The sequence below is a fragment of the Mesorhizobium sp. M7A.F.Ca.ET.027.02.1.1 genome (genome assembly GCF_004022985.1).
Classification (GTDB): domain Bacteria; phylum Pseudomonadota; class Alphaproteobacteria; order Rhizobiales; family Rhizobiaceae; genus Mesorhizobium.
This window is the reverse complement of the sequence record NZ_RZOL01000020.1, coordinates 15,251-34,461: the sequence shown is the minus strand read 5'-3', so window position 1 is coordinate 34,461 and position 19,211 is coordinate 15,251. Positions and strand designations below refer to the sequence as shown.

The window sequence follows — 19,211 nt, the reverse complement described above, 5'->3', positions numbered from 1 at the left end:
TTCTTGTGGTTCACGACCAGGCCCTCCCGCCTCAGCATCACGAGAAGACGCCGGTAGCCGAACCGGCGACGCTCCTGCGCGATCGCCTTCATCCGCTCGCGAACCTCCCGGTCGTCCGGCCTGCTGGTCTGGTAGCGAACCGTCATGCGGCAACAGCCGATGGCTTTACACGCCCGCCGTTTGCTCATCCCGAAGCCTTCCTTCAGGCGAGCGACAGCTTTCCGCTTGGCGGCGGGCGTCACCATTTCTTTCCCACAAGGTCCTTCAACGCGGCATTGTCGAGCATGGCGTCGGCCAGAAGCCGCTTCAGGCGCGTGTTCTCGTCCTCCAGCCCTTCAGGTCGCCGAGCCTCGGTGACATCCATCCCGCCGAAGCGGGCCTTCCAATTGTAGATCGAGGCGTCGCTGACCCCGTGCTTGCGGCACAGATCGCCAACCGATACCCCGGCCTCGTGTTTCTTCAAAATTCCGATGATCTGCTCTTCAGAGAAGCGGCTGCGTTTCATGTCCTGATCCTCTGGATGGGCCAGAACGAACTTCAAACCGGATTAGATCAGAGGGGCAAGGCCTCGGCGCGGTCGTCGACCTCTTCACCCCAGCCGAATGTGCCAACTACTTCAAAGCCGCAGGATATGACCTGGATCAGATAGGACGTGCTCCAATGGTTTACACCTGACAGGAGTCCGGCCCCCACAACCGTTTCGCAATGAGGAGCAGCGCTGCCGCTGCTCCTCCAATCACACGACGGATTCACGATGCGGCAACTCGAGCCATGATTTCGGATCGAATGGCCGATGCGGTGTATAGTGAGGCATCCAGCGGCAAATCCCCAAATGCCAGTTGACACAGAAGATAATTAGCACCTGCCTCTTCCAGCTGATCAAGGAGAGCTTTTCGGACAGAATCTGCCGTTCCCACGACGCACAATTCACTTTCAATTGCTGCATCGAAGTTCAAAGGCAAGTTTGGTGGAGTGGAAATGGCATTTAGTTCGTATAGAAATTTGAAGCTATTGAGCCATCGTTCATAGGCAGGTGCTGCGAGCAAATACGCATCTGTTTCAGAACGCCCTATCACCACCATTCGGAGCAATCCAAGAAATGGCGCTTGCTGGCCAATGTCAGCATCGTGAATTCGGGCGGCGCGGAACGCGTCGGTAACGCTGCGAACAGAAGTGGAAGGTCCGACGCAGGCGATGTTTGCCCCATTCGCAGCGGCCCAGCTAGCCGGCTCGGGTCGATTGGTGGCGATCCATGTCGGCGGATGGGGATATTGGTGAGGTCTCAACGTCAGCGGAACATCTTTCAACTCAAAGTGGCGGCCCTGATAAGAAAGCGTCCCGCCTTTCATCGCATTGATGAGAATCTCACTGGCCTCCGCATACTGTTCTGGTGCTGCTTCTACAGCAACCCCGAAGTATCCCAATTCAGTGGGAGCAGAGCCGCGCCCTATGCCGAGTTCAAGCCTGCCGCCGCTCAACTGATCAAGCATGCAGATCTCCTCGAAGGCACGCAGCGGATGATAGAGCGCAAGTAGCATTACCATGGGACCAACACGAAGACTGCGGGTTCGCTGGGCGACGCTCGCTAAGAACAAATTCGGTGATGGACCTCTGCCATGCGGCGTACAGTGGTGCTCGGCGAGATGATACGCATAAAAGCCATAGCCATCGCACGCTTCTGCTAGGCTCAGCCGATCTGCATATTGTTGTGCGATGTCATCGCCGTTTTCGTCCAGATGATCGAAGATGCCGAAGGTCAGGCCCGAAGCGGAAATTTTCTTCAATTAATTGTTCTCCAAATTACCTATTATTTATTCGCTAATCATCATAGCTGGCGACATATCAGCACCTATTACTTGGCGCTTAATGTGAATTGACTTAATGCTTGTGCACACCGCGATTCTTCTTAAAGCTCATACAGACGCGTTTGGCGGCAGCAAGGAATTTGTCCATCTGCTCTGTGGTGCCAATGCTGACGCGAATACAGTTCTTCAAATCTACGTCAGGAAAGCTGGCGATGAGGATCGCCTGCTCTTTCAACGCGGCTTGCCAGCATGAGCCCTCCTGTCCCGCCGGCACACGGGCCAGCAAAAAGTTTGCGTGGGAGGGTGTTACGGAAAAGCCAAGTTGCAACAGCGCCAGGGTCACTCGCTGTCGTTCATGCTTGATGTGCCTGTGGTTCTCTTCGTAGGCGTGGCGATGCGCAAGAATGCTTTTCCCGACCGCCTGCCCGATCACGTTCATGTTGAAGACATTCTGGATGTTGCGCAGCCTGCCAATGATTTCTGGGTGACCGAAACCGAAGCCGACTCGCACGCCAGCAGCAGCATAGCTCTTTGAAAAAGTCCTCAAGATCAAAAGATTCGGATGTCTATTGACGAGGCGCAGGGCATTGTCGGGTGCGAAGTCAACGTAGGCCTCATCCAAGACGACCAAGCGATCTGCTTGCTCCACAAGGCGTTCGATTTCGGCCACCGGCACGAATGTTCCGGTCGGATTGTTCGGATTAGCCAACAGAATGAACTTCGCGTCTTTTGCGGGGCCGGACAGCAGTTTTTCTATCGGCAGGGGATGAGCTTCGCTCGATGCGATTTCGAGAAACTCGGCACCCTGCAACATGGCAAGTTTACGGTTGAACGAAAATCCGGGCGACAGCATCGCCACTCTATCTCCTGGGGCGAGGAAAGCTCTGTAGATGAGTCCGAGCAGCTCCGACGAACCGTTGCCGGCAATCACCTGATCTTTGGAAAATCCGTAAGCATCGGAGGCAGCTGCCCTTAAGCTGAGATTGTCGTCTTCCGGATAAAGATACTGGTGTTCGATCGCAGCAATTGCACTTTGCATTACGCTCTTCGGCAACGGAAACGGGTTCTCGTTCGTATTTAGCTTAACGCAATTTGCATCCGTCGCTGGTCCGTTGGACGAGAGAGCATCTAATTTGCTGGCCACCGGCGAAAAAAGCGAAAGCACGGTCTTCAGTTTTGCATCGCACATGTTCTTCTCCGTTTTTCAGTCCCGCAGGGCATGTGACATGAGGCAATAGTTGATCGTGACTTGATCGACGTTCGGCTATATCAGCGCTGCCTTCCCACCCTGGTGGGGATCGCCGACCACGGTTTGGATTTGACACCGGCAAGCTGTCGAGAACCTGATGACGACCCAACGTGTGGCCGACGGCCGATTCGGCGCAACAGACGGTGTTTCAACATCGCATCGTCCTCAAAGCCGCATGCAGGGCCTGCACGACAGCCCGTCTCCAGCGCCCGCAGATAGGTGGAAGCCGAAGTCTTGCCGAACCTCAGTTGCTCTGCCACCTGGCCCACCGGACTGCCCTGTTTATGGGTCAGGCGCAGGATATCTCTGACGCTCGTTCGTCTTGCTTGCTTCCGTCTTGGCATGGGCTCTCTCGGTTTGCTGATGAGAGAGCCAAATACCGGCTCATCTGAGCATGAGACGCAGGCCTGACGATATGGAGCGTCGCTGTGGCGCGCGTAGCCAAGAGGGTTCGCCTCGGTGGCGGGGCATGCAAGACGGCGCACCTCCTTAGCCATCCTGTCCCATCGTCTCAGATCGTGAGGCGCACCTTATAGTCGGTGAGGAGATCTTGCAGGGTCAGGTTACGCCCTAGCGCTTAAGGTTGTTGGTCGCACCGAGCAAGCGCGGGACCTGTCGACGGACAACAGCGGTGCCACTGCCGGCACTAGGTCGTCCAGCATCGCAGTGAACCGCGTACGTAGTATTTTGTCGTAGGCGGCATTCTGGATAGCCGGATACGGGCTCTTCACCCGCTGCACCACCGATTGCGGGATGATGTCGCGAGAAACATTCACGGATTTCGTGAAAAAAGTGTACCCGCCGAAGAGCCCCACTCGCGGGGGCGGTGCAGCACCACCTCGGTGTCACTGCTCGTGTTCATGCGATGGACTAGGCCGGCCAGCTGTTGACGCAGCTCGCGGTAGTTGTAAGTCTCACCCGTGTAGACGAGCACCAAGTCAGGTCGGCCATCCTCCTGGAGCATCCTCGGCTGACGGCCGCCCTGGATATCGATGATTGCCAGGCGGTGGTGTCCCAGCGCCGCAGGCCCGCCGATCCAAGTCCCCTCGTCGTCCGGACCGTGGTTCGCTATGGTGGCCGTCATATCGGCAAGCTCCCTTCGCGCATCGGGACCTCCGAGGTCTCGATTGAAGTCGATCCATTCACAGATGCCGCACAGGTTATGTCGCCGCATTTGGGGCGAAGCAGATATAAGGCCAGTGGGAAACCATCGAGGCAAAGTGACGGATCTAGCCCAGCTACGATCCGCATCCGACATTGTCGGACATCGGACAGCACCGCGATTCGCTGCATAGGAAGCCTGGAGTCGCGATTTCCCTTGGGGGAATCAGCGCATGAAAGGAGAGCTGGGTCGTGTCTGCCGAAATGAGAAATTGCTCCCCCTTATTGCCTCACCGAGGAATGTTACCCAGCGCGATAGACGGACATGCCCTACCTCCCCCCGTTGCAGCTGAGGGAGATAGGGGCCAGCTCTTCATTCAACCCTCATGGAGGATGATCAGCCCAGCCATTTCCATGCGCCGGCCTTCACAAGCCGTGCACCATTCAGGTTCTTTTCCTTGAAGCGCGACGATCCTTGTCAGACGTCGCAACACTTGCTGCCGAGAGCACGAGCTCTTCCTCGAGCATGCCTTGATCTGCGCCTCGAACGGCTCGCACATGCTGGGTTTCAACGACTTCGCAGAGGTTGATATTCTGCAGTGACTTCGTCTCGCTGCTGCACGGCATTGACGCTGGGAGCCATGCTCGCGTGGCGCAATTGTGCTGAAGCCGGTGCCCACGGCAACGTTTCTTAACCCGCCCCAGATCCTGGCGTTTGGCTATTTCCGACATTCGTGTCCGGCTTCGGACAAAGGCCGGGTTTGCCGAACGGAGTCGCACCCAATTTCCAGTGCTGCTTGAGCAATAATATCGACCGGCATTACTGCACAACACGAAAGTTGCTGCAAAAACCGAAGTGAACCCAAGGCATCGGGTCAATTGGCATGGCGCTTGCGACTCGGTCGATAGAACGCAGTCAAAATCACGGTTGCAGACCATGCCTACCTCTCAAAGCTCGATAAAGCACGCGAGCGAAATTCCCCGTCTCCGCGGAAGCTCGTCGCCTTTAAACGTGCCTGCTCGGGGGCGGTCTTGCACAAGACCGGTCCGAGGCAACCACGCCAAGGCGCGAGGCTGCCGGAACTGTCGACCGAAGTCGATGCCGCTTCAGTTTAACCGAAAAATGCACCGTACCACTTTGGCCTGGGAGCAAATCAATGACCGACAGAAAGAACGTTCCTCTCGTGACCTTTCGCACGCGTGTTCGCGATGAGTCGATCGGGGGGCCAAATCCTTATCGGTGGGAGAACAAGACCGCCGACGATTATTTCGGGGGCAAGCGCGTCATCCTGTTCTCGCTGCCTGGCGCCTTCACCCCGACCTGCTCGACCTTCCAACTGCCCGATTTCGAAAAACTCTATGATCAATTTCTGGAACTGCGAATTGACGCGATCTACTGCGTCTCGGTCAACGATGCTTTCGTCATGAATGCGTGGGGAAAGTCCTTGGGGCTGCAGAAGATCGAGCTGATCCCAGACGGGTCGGGCGAGTTCACGCGCAAAATGGGCATGCTGGTCGCGAAGGACAATCTGGGCTTTGGCATGCGCTCCTGGCGATACGCCGCTCTGATCGACGATGGCGTGGTGGAGCAGTGGTTCGAGGAGGAAGGCTTCTGTGACAACTGCGAGACGGACCCCTATGGCGTTTCATCCCCGCAAAACGTTCTCGACAAACTGAAGGCGGCGGCATGACCCAGAAGTGGCAAGTCTCACACAACCCAAGCACACACTAGAGCATCCTCGGCAGATTACGGTTCAACATGCATCTCTCAGCAAGCCTGCTTCAACGCCAGAAGCAACGTATGGTCTTATCGCCTCAAGCCATTGAAGCTATTCGCTTGCTGCGATTGACGCATACTGAACTCCATCAGCTCGTGCAGCAGGCACTCGAGAGGAACCCCGTTTTGAAGCCTGACCCGTTTGACGACGATTCGCCGCTGTCAGGGGTGGATCAGCGGAGCAGTCAAAGCAGAAGCGAAATCGGCGAATCGCCCATTGGCGGGCCGTCTGGCGGGCGCGGGCAATGGAAGTCGCAACGCAGTAGCGGCAACGATCGACCTGCCGTCGAGGAGTTTACCGCCCACACCGAAACATTGCACGACCATGTCGCCCGCCAGGTCGCCCTCACCCCGTTCACCCCCCAGGAGCGGCTGATTGCCGGACAGCTCGCCGCCCATCTGGAGGACACTGGCTATCTTCAGGTAAACCTTTTCGATCTGGCCAGGAGGTTAAACGTTCGGCAAGCTGATGTGGAACGGGTCATCGGAATCTTGCAGCAATTTGATCCGCCGGGGATTTTTGCGCGAACTCTCAGCGAATGCCTGGAGATTCAGCTGCGCCAGCAAGACCGGTTCGACCCGGCTATGGCAGCTTTGGTCGCCAATCTCGAGATGCTTGCACGGGGGGATTTTCAGGGATTGAAGCAGCGTTGCGGAGTCGACGAGGAGGATCTCCTCGACATGAGGAACGAAATCCGCGCGCTCGATCCCAAGCCTGGAGACCGGTTCCAGTCCGGGACGCCGGAAACCATCGTACCGGACGTCTGGGTAATGCCCAAGTCCGAAGGTGGATGGCGGGTGGAGCTTGATCCGGCCACGCTGCCCAAAGTGTTGATCAACCACACCTATGTCGCCGAAATCTCGCAGCTGACCAATCAAAATCCGGAAGGCAAAGCGTTTCTCGACCATTGCCAGGAAAAAGGGAACTGGCTGATCAGCTGCCTCGAGCAGCGCGCTAAGACGATCCTTAAGGTTGCGACCGAAATCGTGCGCCAGCAGGATGCCTTTTTTACACACGGCGTCGCCCATCTGCGGCCTCTCTGTCTCAAAAATGTCGCTGACGGGATCAAAATGCACCAGTCGACGGTAAGCCGGGTGGCTTCGAACAGGTACATGTTAACTCCGCGCGGGGTGTTCGAGCTGAAGTATTTTTTCACAGCGACAATCGCATCCTGCGAGGGCGGCGACGCGCACTCCGCCAAATCTGTCCGCCATCGGATCAAGGCAATCATCGCCGAAGAATCGCTCGACAAGGTACTTTCCGACGAAGACATCGTTGCTCAGCTCAAGCAGACCGGCATCAATGTCGCTCGCCGTACCGTCACCAAATATCGCGAGGCGATGAACATCCCTTCCTCCATACTACGGCGCCGCGATAAGCGTTTGTCCGCAGCTGCGATCAAGCGAAGTGACTAACCGGCATTCCTGGTCGGCGAGAGGCGACTCTCAACTTCCTCCGGGCCGAAGCAGCTTTCGAAGTCCTGGCATTCCCGACAACTGGGTGCAGTGCATGACGAAAAGCCTTCGGCCTCACACAGCTTGCGGTAAAAGTACTTTTTCCATTTCATGTTTTCTGTGTTGCCTGCCGCCAGCGCGGGAAAATGTCTGGCAAGCAGGCGGCTGAGCTCAGCGCGATTTGAGAGGCCAAGATCCCGCCAAAGATGGTCCGTGCGCATCGCACGCCGGGCGATGATCTTGGCCAAGCGGCCGCTCGCCGGGTCGGCCGGCGCAGCATGCGCTAGCAGCAGCCGGCGTAGCAGCTCCTCTTCCAGTTCCGGCTCGGGCTCGCTCAACTCCTCCAAAGCGAATACGCTGCTGGAGGTAGACGGGAAAGTTGCGGCCAAGACATCACGCAATTCGACAGACGAAAGGCCTGTCCCCTCCGTCGCCAACACCTCGCCCGCCTGGACCTCCTCAAGCGAACGTGAATGTACGCAGGGCAGCACATGCTGATCGAAGCTCCTCCCTAGCTCGGACCCACGCCATTGCGCGCTGGATAGGCAGCCATCATCGTAACGGCCGGCTTCAGCTTCCGGCATGACAAAGCGCCTTGTTGACCGCAGGGATGATCTTGTCGCCCCAGAGCTCGATCTGGCGCAGCATCGTCTTTTGGTCGAAGTCGCCCAATTGAGTCTGAACTGCGATCTGGTCCGGTTTCAAGATATCGATCTCTTCCAGCAGGCGATCAATCACGCGATTTACGCTGCCAATCGGCAAATTTTTGCGCATGGTCTCGAAGGACAGATCCTGCTGGGTCGGTGTCTCCTGCAGCAGGTAGCCATCGTGGCTCTGTTGGCGGCGCTGATGCAGGGCTTCAGAAAGCCGGCGCTGGAAGCGGGCATTGTCGAGATAGCTGTTGATCTCCAACTCGTCGTGGCTGGCATAGCAGCAGCGCAGCAGCGATATCTTGACGTCGGTGACGTTCTTTTCCTCGGATGCCGCCGCCCTCTCGACTGATTCACGCAGTGTGGTCAAAGTCTCTAAGCCGTCGTGGAAGGCTGTGACAAAAAAATTGTGCCCCTCGCGGTAGGCCCGAGCCATCCGTGCGGCTCCGCCAGCGATCCAGATAGGCGGCGTCGGCTGCTGGACTGTGCGGACCGAAATCGCTGTTGGGGGGATCTTCTCATACTGGCCGTCGTGTTCGAAGACGTTTTGGTTGAGGCCCTTGAGAATGATGTCCAGGTATTCCGAAAAGACGGCCGGCGCCTCATCGATGTCCACGCCGAACCGTTCGAACTCGAACTGCTGGTATCCCAAGCCTACGCCGAGCTCGAGACGGCCGTTCGCAACGATGTCGGCGAAGCCGATCTCGGACAGCAGGCGCTGCGGTTGGTAAAGCGGCAGCACGCAGACGGCAGTGCCCAGGCGAATCGTGCTTGTCAAGCCGGCGCAGTGCGCCACCATCATCAGCGGGGATGGTATGAGGCTGTAATTGTTGAAGTGGTGCTCAGCAAACCACGCGGTGTTGAACCCAGCCTGCTCCGAAGCGACGGCCTGTTCGATGGAGTTGCGGATGACGCTTTCTGAGGATTGGTGATAGCCACGCTGGGCGGCCAGAATGAAAGTGGCAAATTCCATGATTTCTCCTCGTTATAGACACGTCAGCCGACCGGGAATGTGCTCGGCATGCACATGCTTGGATCTCAAGCACCTCAGGTGCGTCGTGGAGCCGAGGCTTCATAATGCTCGGCCGGTCGCCCTGCGAAGGCCTGGCAATTAACCTGCGGCCTCCGCAAAACATTCGTCATAGAGTTCGCTGGCGTTTCCCGCATCACCGAACGAGGTCCAGCCGCCGTCCACGTAGAGGATCGAGCCGTTGATGTATGAGGCGTCAGACGAAGCAAGGAAGAACGATGCATCTGCGACGTCTTCTGGCCGTCCCATCCTGCCCATGGGGATGCGTCGTCCGATTGCTGTCAGGTCGATGCGGCCGGCTTTGGCCAACTGAGCAAGTGCGGGCGTGCGGATGTGGCCAGGAGCGACGGTGGCTGTCCGAATTCCGACCGGCCCGAGTTCGGCCGCCATGCAACGGGTCAGCATATCCATCCCCGCCTTGGAGGCGCCGTAGGCATGGCGCGGCGCGAACGGCAGAAAGCTGTCGATCGACCCGAGATTGAGGATCACGCCGCCCGGGCGCATAGCCTTGATCGCTTCGCGCGCGCAGGTGAAGGCGCCGGTAAGGTTGACATCCAGGACGTGTTCGAGCTGTTTCGACAGTTGCTCGATCGCAGGCACAATCCTGTCGGCGGTATCAGCACTATTGACCAGAACATCGATATACCCGAAGCGTCCCCTCAGTTCTTCGAACATCGACACCACATCGCTCTCGACGGCCACGTCCAGCGATTTCGCCAGATGCTTGCCGGGGAGCGATGTAGCCAGCTCTGCCGCTGCAGTGCCATCTTTATCAGCAATCACGACGGTGTCGCCGTTCGCGGCAAAGCGGCGAGCGACGGCCGCGCCAATGCTTTTTGCGCCACCGGTGACGAGCACGATTCGCGCATCTGTGCATTCGGCCGGACAGGAGAGCTCGGCTTGGAGCGCACCATCCACCGGCGGGTGAGCATCCCCCGGCTGGTTGAATGACATCCAGCCTCCGTCGACTGCCAGCACCGAGCCGGTGATGTAGCGCGCCTGCGTGCTGCTCAGAAAACGCACGACCCTGGCGATCTCGTCGGGGCGAGCCAAGCGCCCCATCGGCACGCGGCGGCGTATCGCCGCGAGGTCCATTTTGCCAGCGCGTGCCAGTTCTGTGACCATTGGGGTGCGGACGGAGCCCGGCGCCACCGCCGTGACGCGGATTCCTCGCATAGCCCACTCGCATGCAAGGGACTTTGTCAACGAGATCACGCCAGCTTTCGAGGCTGCGTAGGCGTTGCGCCTGGGATTGCCGACCACGCCCGCCATCGAAGCCACATTGACGATCGCACCGCCCGGCTTCATGCGCCGCGCCGCTTCCCGGGCCATAACGAATGGCCCAATAAGGTTCACTGTCACGCCGCGTCGGAAGGTATCGACAGCGGTGTCGATGATCCTATCCATCGTGGGTCCAACCGCCGCATTGTTGATGAGGACATCGATTTGCGCGAACCGTGCTTCGACCTGGCCGAAAAGTGAGAGCATGTCCTTCTCTCGCGACACATCGCACTCCAGACCGACGTGCGGCGACCCGAGATCCCGAGCCAGTTCAACCACACCACTGCCCGGAAGGTCCACCGCAACTACAGTGTCTCCGTCCGCGGCAAGGATATCGACCAGGGCACGGCCGATCCCGCCCGCAGCGCCTGTGATGATTACGGTGCGTGCTGCCAGTTTCACGAGAGCTTCTCCACGATGACCGCTTGTGATCTCAGCCCATCAACCTTGGGCGGAATGAAGGGCCGAGCCAAATCGTTGCAGTGACCGCCAGTTGCGGCCCCACACAGATGTCGTTCCCGTAGGGCGCTCATCCTCCATTTCTCCCCACTTATGCAGCTCCCAGTTGGGGACCCTCGACGCCATCTTGGTCGGTGGGGATGTGACCCTTGAGCAACTGGTAGATGGGATCGTCTGGATGTTGTGCTCCAATCGGCTGTCGCCGGCCGAACCTATCTGCCTCAAGAATCGCTGGCGGGATTTGCTCCTCAACCCAATCGTAGACGACTGTCCGTTCCGCAATTCGCCACTCGTCCTGCCTCTTCTGAAACAGATCGCAGTAACGGCCGCAAAGCAGCGTCTGACGTATTTCTTGGTCTGTATCCGGTCCGCGTTGCAGCGCGGTGAAATAGCTCTCGACCGCGGCCTCTGCTGAACTGATGAAGTCGATCAGGCTGTTCGTGATTTGATGGATGTTACGGTGCCCCGGCAGACCGAGAGCAAATTGGATGAAGTCCTCTGCCGGTCCGCAATAGGGACCGTGCCTGTCATACGCTTCGGGCCAGTATGCGCTACGCAGCGCCGCCTCATCGGCGCGGTCTATCCCGCGGCAGTACCGATACAGGCAGTTGCGGATCGCCTCTCGGTCACGCAGTTCGGTAATTTTCGCGTGGTCGACAGGGTCTGTCGCGAATTGTATGATTGTTTTATCCTTCCCGATGCCAGTCTGCACTTTGCGTGTGTCTCTCTCTACAACTGAGTTAGCGGGGGGCTCGTCAACTTCCAGAGCTTGTTCGGGGCAGGCTCGTACCCCTTTTGAGGCAAGCAGTTGCTCCCCATCGGCAACATCAATATCACCGGGCAAGATGTAGCCGGCGTCATCAAGCTTGAAGACTCTCGGCGCCCGCGCCCAGCAGCGCGCATGACCCTGGCATCTGGCTTTATGTACGACGACACGCATAGCGAACTCCAATGTCGTTGGCTGAAACTTCAGGACCAGTCCAGGATCAGATTCTCGATCCCGAACACATGGCCGCCGAAGGTGATAGGTTCAGTCCCTGTCTTGATCCGAAAGGCTGGGATGCGCGCCAGCCACTCCTCCAGGCCAATGACAATCTCCCGCCGGGCAAGGTGTGAGCCAAGACAACGATGGGGACCATAGCCAAAGGCAGCGTGCCGGTTGTCCTCGCGCGCCAGATCGATCTCATTCGGGCATTCGAATTCCGCCGGGTCACGATTGGCAATCATCGTGGCACAGGAAACATAGTCTCCCTTGCGGATCGGCGCGCCTTTGAAGTCGACATCCTTCGTTGCCACTCGGATCATCTGAATGGTCGAATAGGCGCGCAGCAATTCTTCCGCAGCGACGGCAATCCGGTCCGGTTCGCTTCGTAGCAATTCCTGATCTTTGGGGTTGCGCGCGAGATGGGCCAAGTCGAAGCATATGGCTGCTGAGACCGTGTCGAGTCCCGCGACGAACACAAGCACGCCGATGCCACGGACTTCTTCGTCACTGAGCAGACGACCCTCGACCTTTGCCTTCACGATGAAGGTCATGAAATCATCGACCGGCTCCTTGCGGCGCTCGGTGGCAAGTTCGTCGATGAAGGCCACGATCGTCCGGGCTGCGGGTGGTCGTTGCTCCTTATCGCCGTGGAGCAGATCTCTAGCCCAGCCGACAAATGTTTCTAGTCCGTTGTCCGAAAGCCCAATAAAGCGAAGGAAGATATTGACCGCGAACGGAACTGCAAAATCCTTCATGATGTCGCAGCTCGTGCCTGATGCGGCGATCCTGTCGATCAGCTTGATCGCTCGTTCCCGGACAGCCGGCTCCAATGCCATTACCCGCTTTGGCGAAAGCAGCGGATTGAGCAGTGAGCGAAAAACACCGTGGAATGGCGGATCGAGCTCAAGCGGGATCATCGGCCAGCTCTCGCCGAGCACAGAGGCGAAGATGCTGCGATGGCTGGAAAACGTTTCGGTGTCCTGCAGCACCCGGCGCTGGTCGCTCGCGCGAGTGATGACCCAGGTACCCCGACCGTCGCGCGTGTTGCTGGTTGAATAAAAGATCGGAGGCCCGGCATGAACGCAAGCAACCGCTGCATGCGGATCCCCGTTAGCGGTCGGCAACATGCCGGGCGACGTAAACAGGCTGAAGTCCCTCACCATTTCGGGCGGGACATGATCTGGAACCGGCCGCGATTTAACCGCGCCAGAATCGAGAGACCGTTCATGAGATGCTGTCGGCATTTGCATGCAATCGTTGGTGCAAGCTCCGTGCCGAATTCGTCTTTCGATAATCCTTGCCGTTTGCTGGGCAACAGGTGGCGCCTGCGCTGACTTGCTGGTCGGGATTGCAACATTCTTGTCCAGCGTCGGACACAGAATGTAGAAAGCTAGACACCGACTTGGAGCAACTCAACTGGTGGGATCGCTAGCTGTGGAGCCTCAACAGGTTGTCCTCGGTTAGAGCCAGGCGACTGATAGGTGTTTTGGACTTTAGGCTCCCGTGGGGACGGTGCCAATTGTATCTGTGCAGCCAGACCGGCAACTCTGCGGCGCGGTGATCTGAAGTCGGATAAGCGATGGCATAAGCCCATTCGCGCAGTGCTGTCTGGATGAAGCGCTCGGCCTTGCCATTGGTCTTGGGTGTATAGGGTCTTGTCCTGACGTGCTTGAGGCCGAGATCGCGGCAGGCCTTGGCGAAGGCCTTTGATCTGTAGCAGGAGCCGTTGTCGGTCATGACGCGGGCTATCGTGACGCCGAGGCTGGCGTAGTAGGCCACCGCCGCCTTGAGGAAGGCGATGGCGCTTTCTTTTTTCTCGTCGGGCAGGATCTGCGAGAAGGCGATGCGGGAGGCGTCGTCGATGCAGACATGGACGAACTCCCAACTGCTGCCGCGCGAGCTGGCATTGCCGGTGCGCTTGCCGGTAATGCGATGACCGATGCGCTCGAAACGACCGAGCTTCTTGATATCGATATGGATCATCTCGCCAGGATGCTCGCGCTCGTAGCGTCGGATCGGCTCGGCCGGTTCGATATCCCGCAACCGCGACAGTCCGGCACGCTTGAGACCCCGGCTAACGGTGGCGGGCGAGACGCCGACCTCATGGGCGATGTGCTTGCCGGTCCAACGTTGCCGCCGCAGCGCCATGATGCGCTCGGCGATCAACGCAGCGGTGGCCTGCGGCATATGGGCGGGCCGCGAGGAACGGTCGATCATGCCGGCCCGCCCTTCGGACTTGTAGCGCTCGACCCAGCGCGCCACGATCTTGGCCGACACGCCGTAGACACGCGCCGCATGGGCTTTGGAGAAAGCGCCTTCTATCACCGACAGCGCCATCTCCTCTCGACGCAGCGGTGTGAGACGGGCATTCTTATGGATGTTCATTCGGATCCTCCGATGGATGCTGAAGCGTGGTAACTCCAGTCTCCTCGGTCCGGTCCGAATGGACAACCTCCCGAAAGCTCACAGCTAGCCGATCATGTGCCCGGGGAGCATCCAGTTCGAAAGCTTGCTCTAAGCGGCTTGGTGACTTGGCCGAGGTCACCCAGGTGGAAATGACCAACACTTGGGGTAAGCCTAGTGGCGCTCCCCTCGATGATGTCTGGCGGGGTGGTTAGCCGCCTCCGTGGGACAAGATCAGTCTACACGAATGGGCTATAGCCTCTCCTCGCCTGCCTCACTGGCCGTCCTTCAGAGCCGGCCACACGAGCTTTTGTCTTTCAGCAGGGCGTTTTTCTCGCCAGCTACAGAGCCACACCGACGCCATTAATGAGCGTCCAGTCGACGGGTTGGATGGCCCTGTCCATCTTGCCCAGCACCTTGGCTTAGCATTTGCCGGTGCGGCGGAAGCCTTCAAGACGCAGTTCTTGACCTTCTCCAGATCAGCCTCGGATGGATATCGGCAAGGGTTCAGCTCGTCCTTTTGAACTTGCGCATCTTCGTGTTGGCCAACCCCAGGCCGCCCGACATATTTGCGGTCTATCCGGCACCTCAACTTCGAACAACCTTGCGGCAAGCTCTTGGGATAGCCCACGCTCGTGCCTCCACCACCCGCTCAGCAGAGCCAGATTTGTCGTTGATGGCACGGAACTTGCGGAGTCATTCGCAGATGCGTCACGGACCGAGAGTGTCGTCCCATGAATTCGATCACCAAAAAGGCCGCCCGACGTTGCTGGGACCGCCTGCAATTACCTTATCCCAGAATTGGGAGCAACGGCTTCAAAAGGGATAACTCATCACCTCAATTTTGTCGATCGCGCGGCCATCGAACCGCAGCCATCGATCAGACTTCCGCCTCGTTGCACTCATTGCGACCGCCTTGGTGCTTGCGACAACCGCTCAATTCTGGCTGCCAGGATAACCACATATGGCGACGGAACTTCCTGCTTCAAAGCAATATAGAGATCGTCGATCATCCCCCCATCAAGGCCTCGATCGAGGACACCGCGTTCGGCTTGCTTGGTTCGCAGTGAACAGACCGCACTTCGACGAATGCGATCGATGCGACCGCGCCGAGAACTCTCCCGCATTGTCGACGGTTGGGTCCGTCGGCCCTCCGATGAGGCCTCGGATGCGTCGGGCGCCGAGGCCTCGACTGATGCCGACTGGCCGCCGCCGGAAGGTCTCGCGGCTTTGATCCCCGGCGATGTAGCCACCCCTGCTGCAACAGCTCCTAGCCGGAGAACTCATTCATGACCGAATCGGCGACAGATTTAGTGGACGCGGCTTTGTTCGACCGAGATCGGCTTGACCCAGAAAGTCCCTATCAACGTTCTGGCCCTGCATGGGGTGCCATCATTTCGCTTTCCTTCGGCACCTTCGGGCTTGTGACGGCAGAGTTTCTGCCCGCCAGCGTTCTGACACCGCTCGCGCATGATCTCCGTATCACCACGGGCACGGCTGGACAGGCGCTAACAGCGACCGCAATCGTCGCGGCGATCTCGGCACCGATAATCGCCATCGTGACAAAGCGTCTGGACCGCAGGGTCGTCATCTGGGCGATGACGCTCCTGCTGATCCTGTCGAACGTTCTGGCAGAGGTTGCGGGGTCGCTGCCGGTTTTGCTGGCGGCACGCGTCGTCCTTGGCATATCGCTTGGTGGTTTTTGGTCTATTTCGGCAGCGTTGGCGATGCGGCTGGTTCCAAGTCACCTCATGCCGCGCGCCATGTCGATCATCCTCACCGGCGTTTCTGTCGCCTCCGTCTGCGCGGCTCCAATCGGCGCTTATGTCGGTGACATTTGGGGATGGCGAGCCTCGTTCAAGGTCGCCGCAATCGTGAGTGCCGTTGCGCTGCTCGTGCAACTCGTAACCATTCCGCCACTGCCTCCGATCGAAGTGCGCAGATTCCGCAGTCCGCTGGATGTCGCGAAGAATCCGGCGATGAAGGTTGCGGTGCTAGTCGTGCTATTGGTCGCTTCCGGCCATTTTGCCAGCTTCGCCTACATCCGCGCCTTTCTCGAGAGCGTTCCTGCGCTCGAAAAGAAGTCAATCCCGCTCGTGTTCCTTGCTTTTGGCACGGCCGGCGTCTTCGGCAATTTAGCCGGCGCATTCCTCACCAAACACAGTCTCAAGGCGGTCGCGGCCCTGCCGCCCCTGCTCATTGCCGTAGCCGCTGTCTCGCTCCTGACTATGGGAGCATCGGCCTTGACCTCGGCAATTGCAGTTGCCGTATGGGGCTTTGCTTTTGGCGCGGTCCCGGTCGGATTGCAGACATGGATGGTGCTACGCGCCGCTCCGAAACAGGCCGAGAGCGCTGGTGTACTGATGGTCATAACCTTCCAAGTGGCCATCGCAGCCGGCACAACTTTCGGTGGCCTATTGGTGGATCACACGGGTATTGCCAGTGTCTTTGTCTACAGCGCGGTTGCCACGTTCCTCGCTGTCTTGACAGTATTTTTGCTCGGCCCGAACCGCAAAACCTGACCGCCTGGTGGGGAGTGACGGTCGGCGGCGTTCACGCTATTGCCACCTCTGAGCTCGGCCCAAAGGCCGCGGCTTCGTCGTAACCATGCGGTCGATGGGGCAGCGCCAAATTGCTTCCTGCTCATCGCGTTGCGATAATACAGCGCGCTTATTGCGTCATCGTGTCCCCGGTCTCGGCTTCAATGCCCGGCTACTGGCTGCGGAGGCAGATGGGCGCCGGCGTCCCACCGACGACGATCGGTCTTTTCTCATGTAGCTGTCGGGGAAACGAGGCAGGTTTTCCGCCAGAACCCGCCAGTCGTCGCGCTCGCGTTCGCCTTCCTTGCGCGCACCGAACAACTGGATGATGATCTTGCCGTCGGACCCATATGCTTCGAGCGAGGTGACGTGACTGTCATTGGTCGGCTTGCGCACGGCCCAAACCTCACGGATTTGGTGGGTCCTGAGATGCAGCCGGAACGTTTCGTCCAGCACATGGATGCACGGCCCGATCTGCTTGACCGACTTGATTAAGCCGGAATGGGTCTGGATAGAACCTCGGTTGCCGACGAAGCACATGATCGGCAATTCGTCTTCGGCCGCACGCTGGAGCACGGCGCCAACTGCGGCATTGTCGAGCAGCCAAGCGTAATCCTGGCCGACCATGCGCAAAGCCTGGCAGCGGCTGAGCTTGAGCGTCTTTAGAAGGTTGACGTCAGTCAGCCGGCTCCAGTGCTCGCGTAGGTCGTCCACCGTGCCGGCCCAGTCCGCAGTCCTCGCGCCCAGGTCGGCTACTCTCGCCTTAAGCGACATGGTCGGCTCCTGGTTGGCGGATACGAGCTCGGCCACCAGCTTTCGATAGGCATGAAGGTTGGAGACCGGCCTGAGATGCACCTTATGCACTGCTGCGCCGGTGGCGTCGAAGAATTGCAAACTGCGCTGGATTCCGCCGCGATGGCGCCTTTCAACAGCGAAACCATACCTCCAAGCTTGCGGGAAGACGCGAAGGTCGAATTCGTCACCAAGGACCATGGCGTGATTGTTGCCGGTTATCACTCTGTTGAAGACGCCAATCTTTTCGTGCACGGCACCTTGATTGCGGGTCAGCGCCGTCACTTCGCCCACGAATTCGAGGCCCGTCAGAACGTGATTGACGCGCGGGTCGATGCGTGCCGCGCCGAAACCGCAATGGGCCGCGACCAGTTCCGCTTCCGAAATGGCCAATTGGGCTGCGAAATCACGCGCGGGAATGTTCGGACAGACTTCCCACGCACGCCGGATTTCGTTGGGCGACCGCTTCTTGCGCTGATCCATGTTTTTACCCCTGCCCCGTTCTTCTTTTGACGATCGATCGAAAAACGGGCCTCAGGGGTGTGCACGGCGGACGCGATCGATCGTCAGGCACATGCCAGTCGAATCCTGTCTCCGGGCGGTCAGCGGCCAATCGCCGGTAGAGAGCGATTGTTGGGTGGTCGGCGCCAATCGGCCGATCGAGCATTCGGGTACCACCGGCGGTGCTGCTTTCCCACTCAAGGCGGGTCTGATGGATCATATTGCTCTCCTTCGTTCTTCGATTGCGAGGGCAACCCAAAGGTGAATCGGCCGGCAATTTTGCCGCCGCAACGAAGGCTTCACAAAAATCGTGCCAGTTGCTCCGCGGCAAGCTCTGAACATCTTTGGCTCTGTTCATTGCTTTACGCGTGAGTGCATCGCGAACTCAGGCGCCCTTCCTGTGACGCGGACGCGACAAATCCGACAGTAAGTGTCGGTTGTCGGACGTCTCCCCAGCAATCGAGCATAAGAGACGTCGGGATGTCCTACGGTTTTTGACACGTCTTCCCTTTGGCACGGTCCATGCGAGATGATCCGCGAAAACGTCGGACCGAGGAGAAATCGAGCCATGATTACGCTCACCGACAACGCTGTTGCCGCCATCAAGGCCGCTCTTTACCGCGCCAGCGAGCCGGCGGAAGGATTTCGCATCATGGTCCATGCCGGCGGCTGCGCCGGCTTCCAATACTCAATGGGCCTGGAGAGCGTCTCACGTGAGGGCGATGCGATCATCGAGCGAGATGGGCTCAAGGTGTTCATGGATAGAGGCTCCCAACCCCATGCAGCCGGCATGACCGTGGACTTCGTCACTGGGCTCGAAACATCCGGCTTTGTTTTCGATAACCCCAATGCGCGTGAGACGTGCGGCTGCGGCAAGTCCTGCAAATGATTGCGAGGGAACAGGCTATGTTCGACTATAGCGACGCCAAGGAATACTGCGTCGAACCGGCACCGCCGGCGCTCTGGAACCGGCCGACACGCACTGTCGGCCCGGAACAATTGCGTTCGGTGATGCGCCAAATCGCGATCATCGATCGTTGCCGTGGGCAAGCAAACAAAATTGCCCGAAACAGCTGAATTCCCGGCAGATGCCGCCACCAAAGGGCAATGTCGACAGCGACCGGTCAGCCAAGCCATCGCTCGCCCGGCCGCCCACCTTACCAGATACGATATGCGCCAGAGG

14 protein-coding genes and 3 pseudogenes are annotated in these 19,211 nt (G+C 58.7%); 5 read left to right on the top strand and 12 right to left on the bottom strand.

Features of this window, described 5'->3' with window-relative positions; genetic code table 11:
• From EN749_RS04445 to EN749_RS04430, 4 genes and pseudogenes are all read right to left on the bottom strand, one after another.
• Positions 1–505, bottom strand: a pseudogene (locus EN749_RS04445) (transposase); the annotation flags it as partial.
• Positions 506–749: 244 nt separating this feature from the next.
• A complete protein-coding gene (locus tag EN749_RS04440; protein WP_095484287.1) occupies positions 750–1,784 on the bottom strand; it encodes an LLM class flavin-dependent oxidoreductase in 1,035 nt (344 codons plus the stop codon).
• A gap of 94 nt (positions 1,785–1,878) precedes the next feature.
• A complete protein-coding gene (gene hisC / locus EN749_RS04435; protein ID WP_126063823.1) occupies positions 1,879–2,994 on the bottom strand; it encodes a histidinol-phosphate transaminase in 1,116 nt (371 codons plus the stop codon).
• Positions 2,995–3,826: 832 nt separating this feature from the next.
• Entirely contained in the window at positions 3,827–4,138 is a 312-nt protein-coding gene (locus tag EN749_RS04430) for a hypothetical protein (RefSeq protein WP_206437555.1), read from the bottom strand.
• A 1,174-nt stretch (positions 4,139–5,312) separates the two neighbouring features.
• Here EN749_RS04430 and EN749_RS04425 point away from each other — a divergent pair.
• Both EN749_RS04425 and rpoN read left to right on the top strand, forming a co-directional pair.
• Positions 5,313–5,846, top strand: coding sequence for a peroxiredoxin (locus EN749_RS04425; protein WP_128362620.1), 534 nt, complete (start codon positions 5,313–5,315; stop codon positions 5,844–5,846).
• A 68-nt stretch (positions 5,847–5,914) separates the two neighbouring features.
• Positions 5,915–7,348 (top strand): RNA polymerase factor sigma-54, encoded by a 1,434-nt coding sequence (gene rpoN, locus EN749_RS04420; protein ID WP_126063822.1) that lies wholly within the window; start codon positions 5,915–5,917, stop codon positions 7,346–7,348.
• Here the strand turns inward: rpoN and EN749_RS04415 are convergent.
• The 7 genes and pseudogenes from EN749_RS04415 to EN749_RS04390 all read right to left on the bottom strand — a co-directional run bounded on the left by EN749_RS04415 (position 7,345) and on the right by EN749_RS04390 (position 14,177).
• A complete protein-coding gene (locus EN749_RS04415; RefSeq protein ID WP_029356557.1) occupies positions 7,345–7,971 on the bottom strand; it encodes a nitrogen fixation protein NifQ in 627 nt (208 codons plus the stop codon). The genes rpoN and EN749_RS04415 overlap by 4 nt on opposite strands.
• Positions 7,958–9,010, bottom strand: a complete 1,053-nt coding sequence (locus EN749_RS04410) for an LLM class flavin-dependent oxidoreductase (protein ID WP_024505249.1) — start codon at positions 9,008–9,010, stop codon at positions 7,958–7,960. Before EN749_RS04410 ends, EN749_RS04415 begins: the two co-directional genes overlap by 14 nt.
• 138 nt (positions 9,011–9,148) lie before the next feature.
• Positions 9,149–10,750 carry an SDR family oxidoreductase gene (locus tag EN749_RS04405; RefSeq protein WP_063169384.1) on the bottom strand — a complete coding sequence of 534 codons (1,602 nt, stop codon included), beginning with the start codon at positions 10,748–10,750 and terminating at the stop codon, positions 9,149–9,151.
• A gap of 148 nt (positions 10,751–10,898) precedes the next feature.
• Positions 10,899–11,486, bottom strand: coding sequence for a nuclear transport factor 2 family protein (locus EN749_RS04400; protein ID WP_126083656.1), 588 nt, complete (start codon positions 11,484–11,486; stop codon positions 10,899–10,901).
• A 138-nt stretch (positions 11,487–11,624) separates the two neighbouring features.
• A pseudogene (locus EN749_RS38620) lies at positions 11,625–11,747 on the bottom strand (ferredoxin); the annotation flags it as partial.
• Between the two features lie 29 nt (positions 11,748–11,776).
• The gene (locus EN749_RS04395; RefSeq protein ID WP_164759124.1) at positions 11,777–12,955 is read right to left on the bottom strand and encodes a cytochrome P450; all 1,179 of its coding nucleotides are present in this window, start codon (positions 12,953–12,955) and stop codon (positions 11,777–11,779) included.
• A 265-nt stretch (positions 12,956–13,220) separates the two neighbouring features.
• Positions 13,221–14,177: an IS481 family transposase gene (locus EN749_RS04390; protein WP_128362619.1), complete on the bottom strand. Its 957-nt coding sequence runs from the start codon at positions 14,175–14,177 to the stop codon at positions 13,221–13,223.
• Positions 14,178–15,484: 1,307 nt separating this feature from the next.
• Between EN749_RS04390 and EN749_RS04385 the strand changes: the two genes are divergently transcribed.
• A complete protein-coding gene (locus EN749_RS04385) occupies positions 15,485–16,717 on the top strand; it encodes an MFS transporter (RefSeq protein ID WP_126063819.1) in 1,233 nt (410 codons plus the stop codon).
• 261 nt (positions 16,718–16,978) lie between these two features.
• On the opposite strand, the pseudogene EN749_RS04380 reads toward EN749_RS04385, so the two are convergent.
• Positions 16,979–18,010: pseudogene (locus tag EN749_RS04380) on the bottom strand (ChuX/HutX family heme-like substrate-binding protein); the annotation flags it as partial.
• 586 nt (positions 18,011–18,596) lie between these two features.
• Between EN749_RS04380 and EN749_RS04375 the strand changes: the two are divergent.
• Both EN749_RS04375 and EN749_RS37610 read left to right on the top strand, forming a co-directional pair.
• A complete protein-coding gene (locus tag EN749_RS04375; RefSeq protein ID WP_029356570.1) occupies positions 18,597–18,917 on the top strand; it encodes an iron-sulfur cluster assembly accessory protein in 321 nt (106 codons plus the stop codon).
• 17 nt (positions 18,918–18,934) lie between these two features.
• Entirely contained in the window at positions 18,935–19,105 is a 171-nt protein-coding gene (locus EN749_RS37610; protein WP_165349961.1) for a hypothetical protein, read from the top strand.
• Positions 19,106–19,211: the final 106 nt, after the last annotated feature.

Excerpts from the sequence above, each read along its gene's own strand:
- hisC (WP_126063823.1), bottom strand. The coding sequence starts at position 2,994 with ATGTGCGATGCAAAACTGAAGACCGTGCTTTCGCTTTTTTCGCCGGTG.
- EN749_RS04430 (WP_206437555.1), bottom strand. The coding sequence starts at position 4,138 with ATGACGGCCACCATAGCGAACCACGGTCCGGACGACGAGGGGACTTGG.
- EN749_RS04390 (WP_128362619.1), bottom strand. The coding sequence starts at position 14,177 with ATGAACATCCATAAGAATGCCCGTCTCACACCGCTGCGTCGAGAGGAG.
- EN749_RS04385 (WP_126063819.1), top strand. The coding sequence starts at position 15,485 with ATGACCGAATCGGCGACAGATTTAGTGGACGCGGCTTTGTTCGACCGA.
- rpoN (WP_126063822.1), top strand. The coding sequence starts at position 5,915 with ATGCATCTCTCAGCAAGCCTGCTTCAACGCCAGAAGCAACGTATGGTC.
- EN749_RS04410 (WP_024505249.1), bottom strand. The coding sequence starts at position 9,010 with ATGGAATTTGCCACTTTCATTCTGGCCGCCCAGCGTGGCTATCACCAA.
- EN749_RS37610 (WP_165349961.1), top strand. The coding sequence starts at position 18,935 with ATGTTCGACTATAGCGACGCCAAGGAATACTGCGTCGAACCGGCACCG.
- EN749_RS04375 (WP_029356570.1), top strand. The coding sequence starts at position 18,597 with ATGATTACGCTCACCGACAACGCTGTTGCCGCCATCAAGGCCGCTCTT.
- EN749_RS04395 (WP_164759124.1), bottom strand. The coding sequence starts at position 12,955 with ATGGTGAGGGACTTCAGCCTGTTTACGTCGCCCGGCATGTTGCCGACC.
- EN749_RS04425 (WP_128362620.1), top strand. The coding sequence starts at position 5,313 with ATGACCGACAGAAAGAACGTTCCTCTCGTGACCTTTCGCACGCGTGTT.
- EN749_RS04415 (WP_029356557.1), bottom strand. The coding sequence starts at position 7,971 with ATGCCGGAAGCTGAAGCCGGCCGTTACGATGATGGCTGCCTATCCAGC.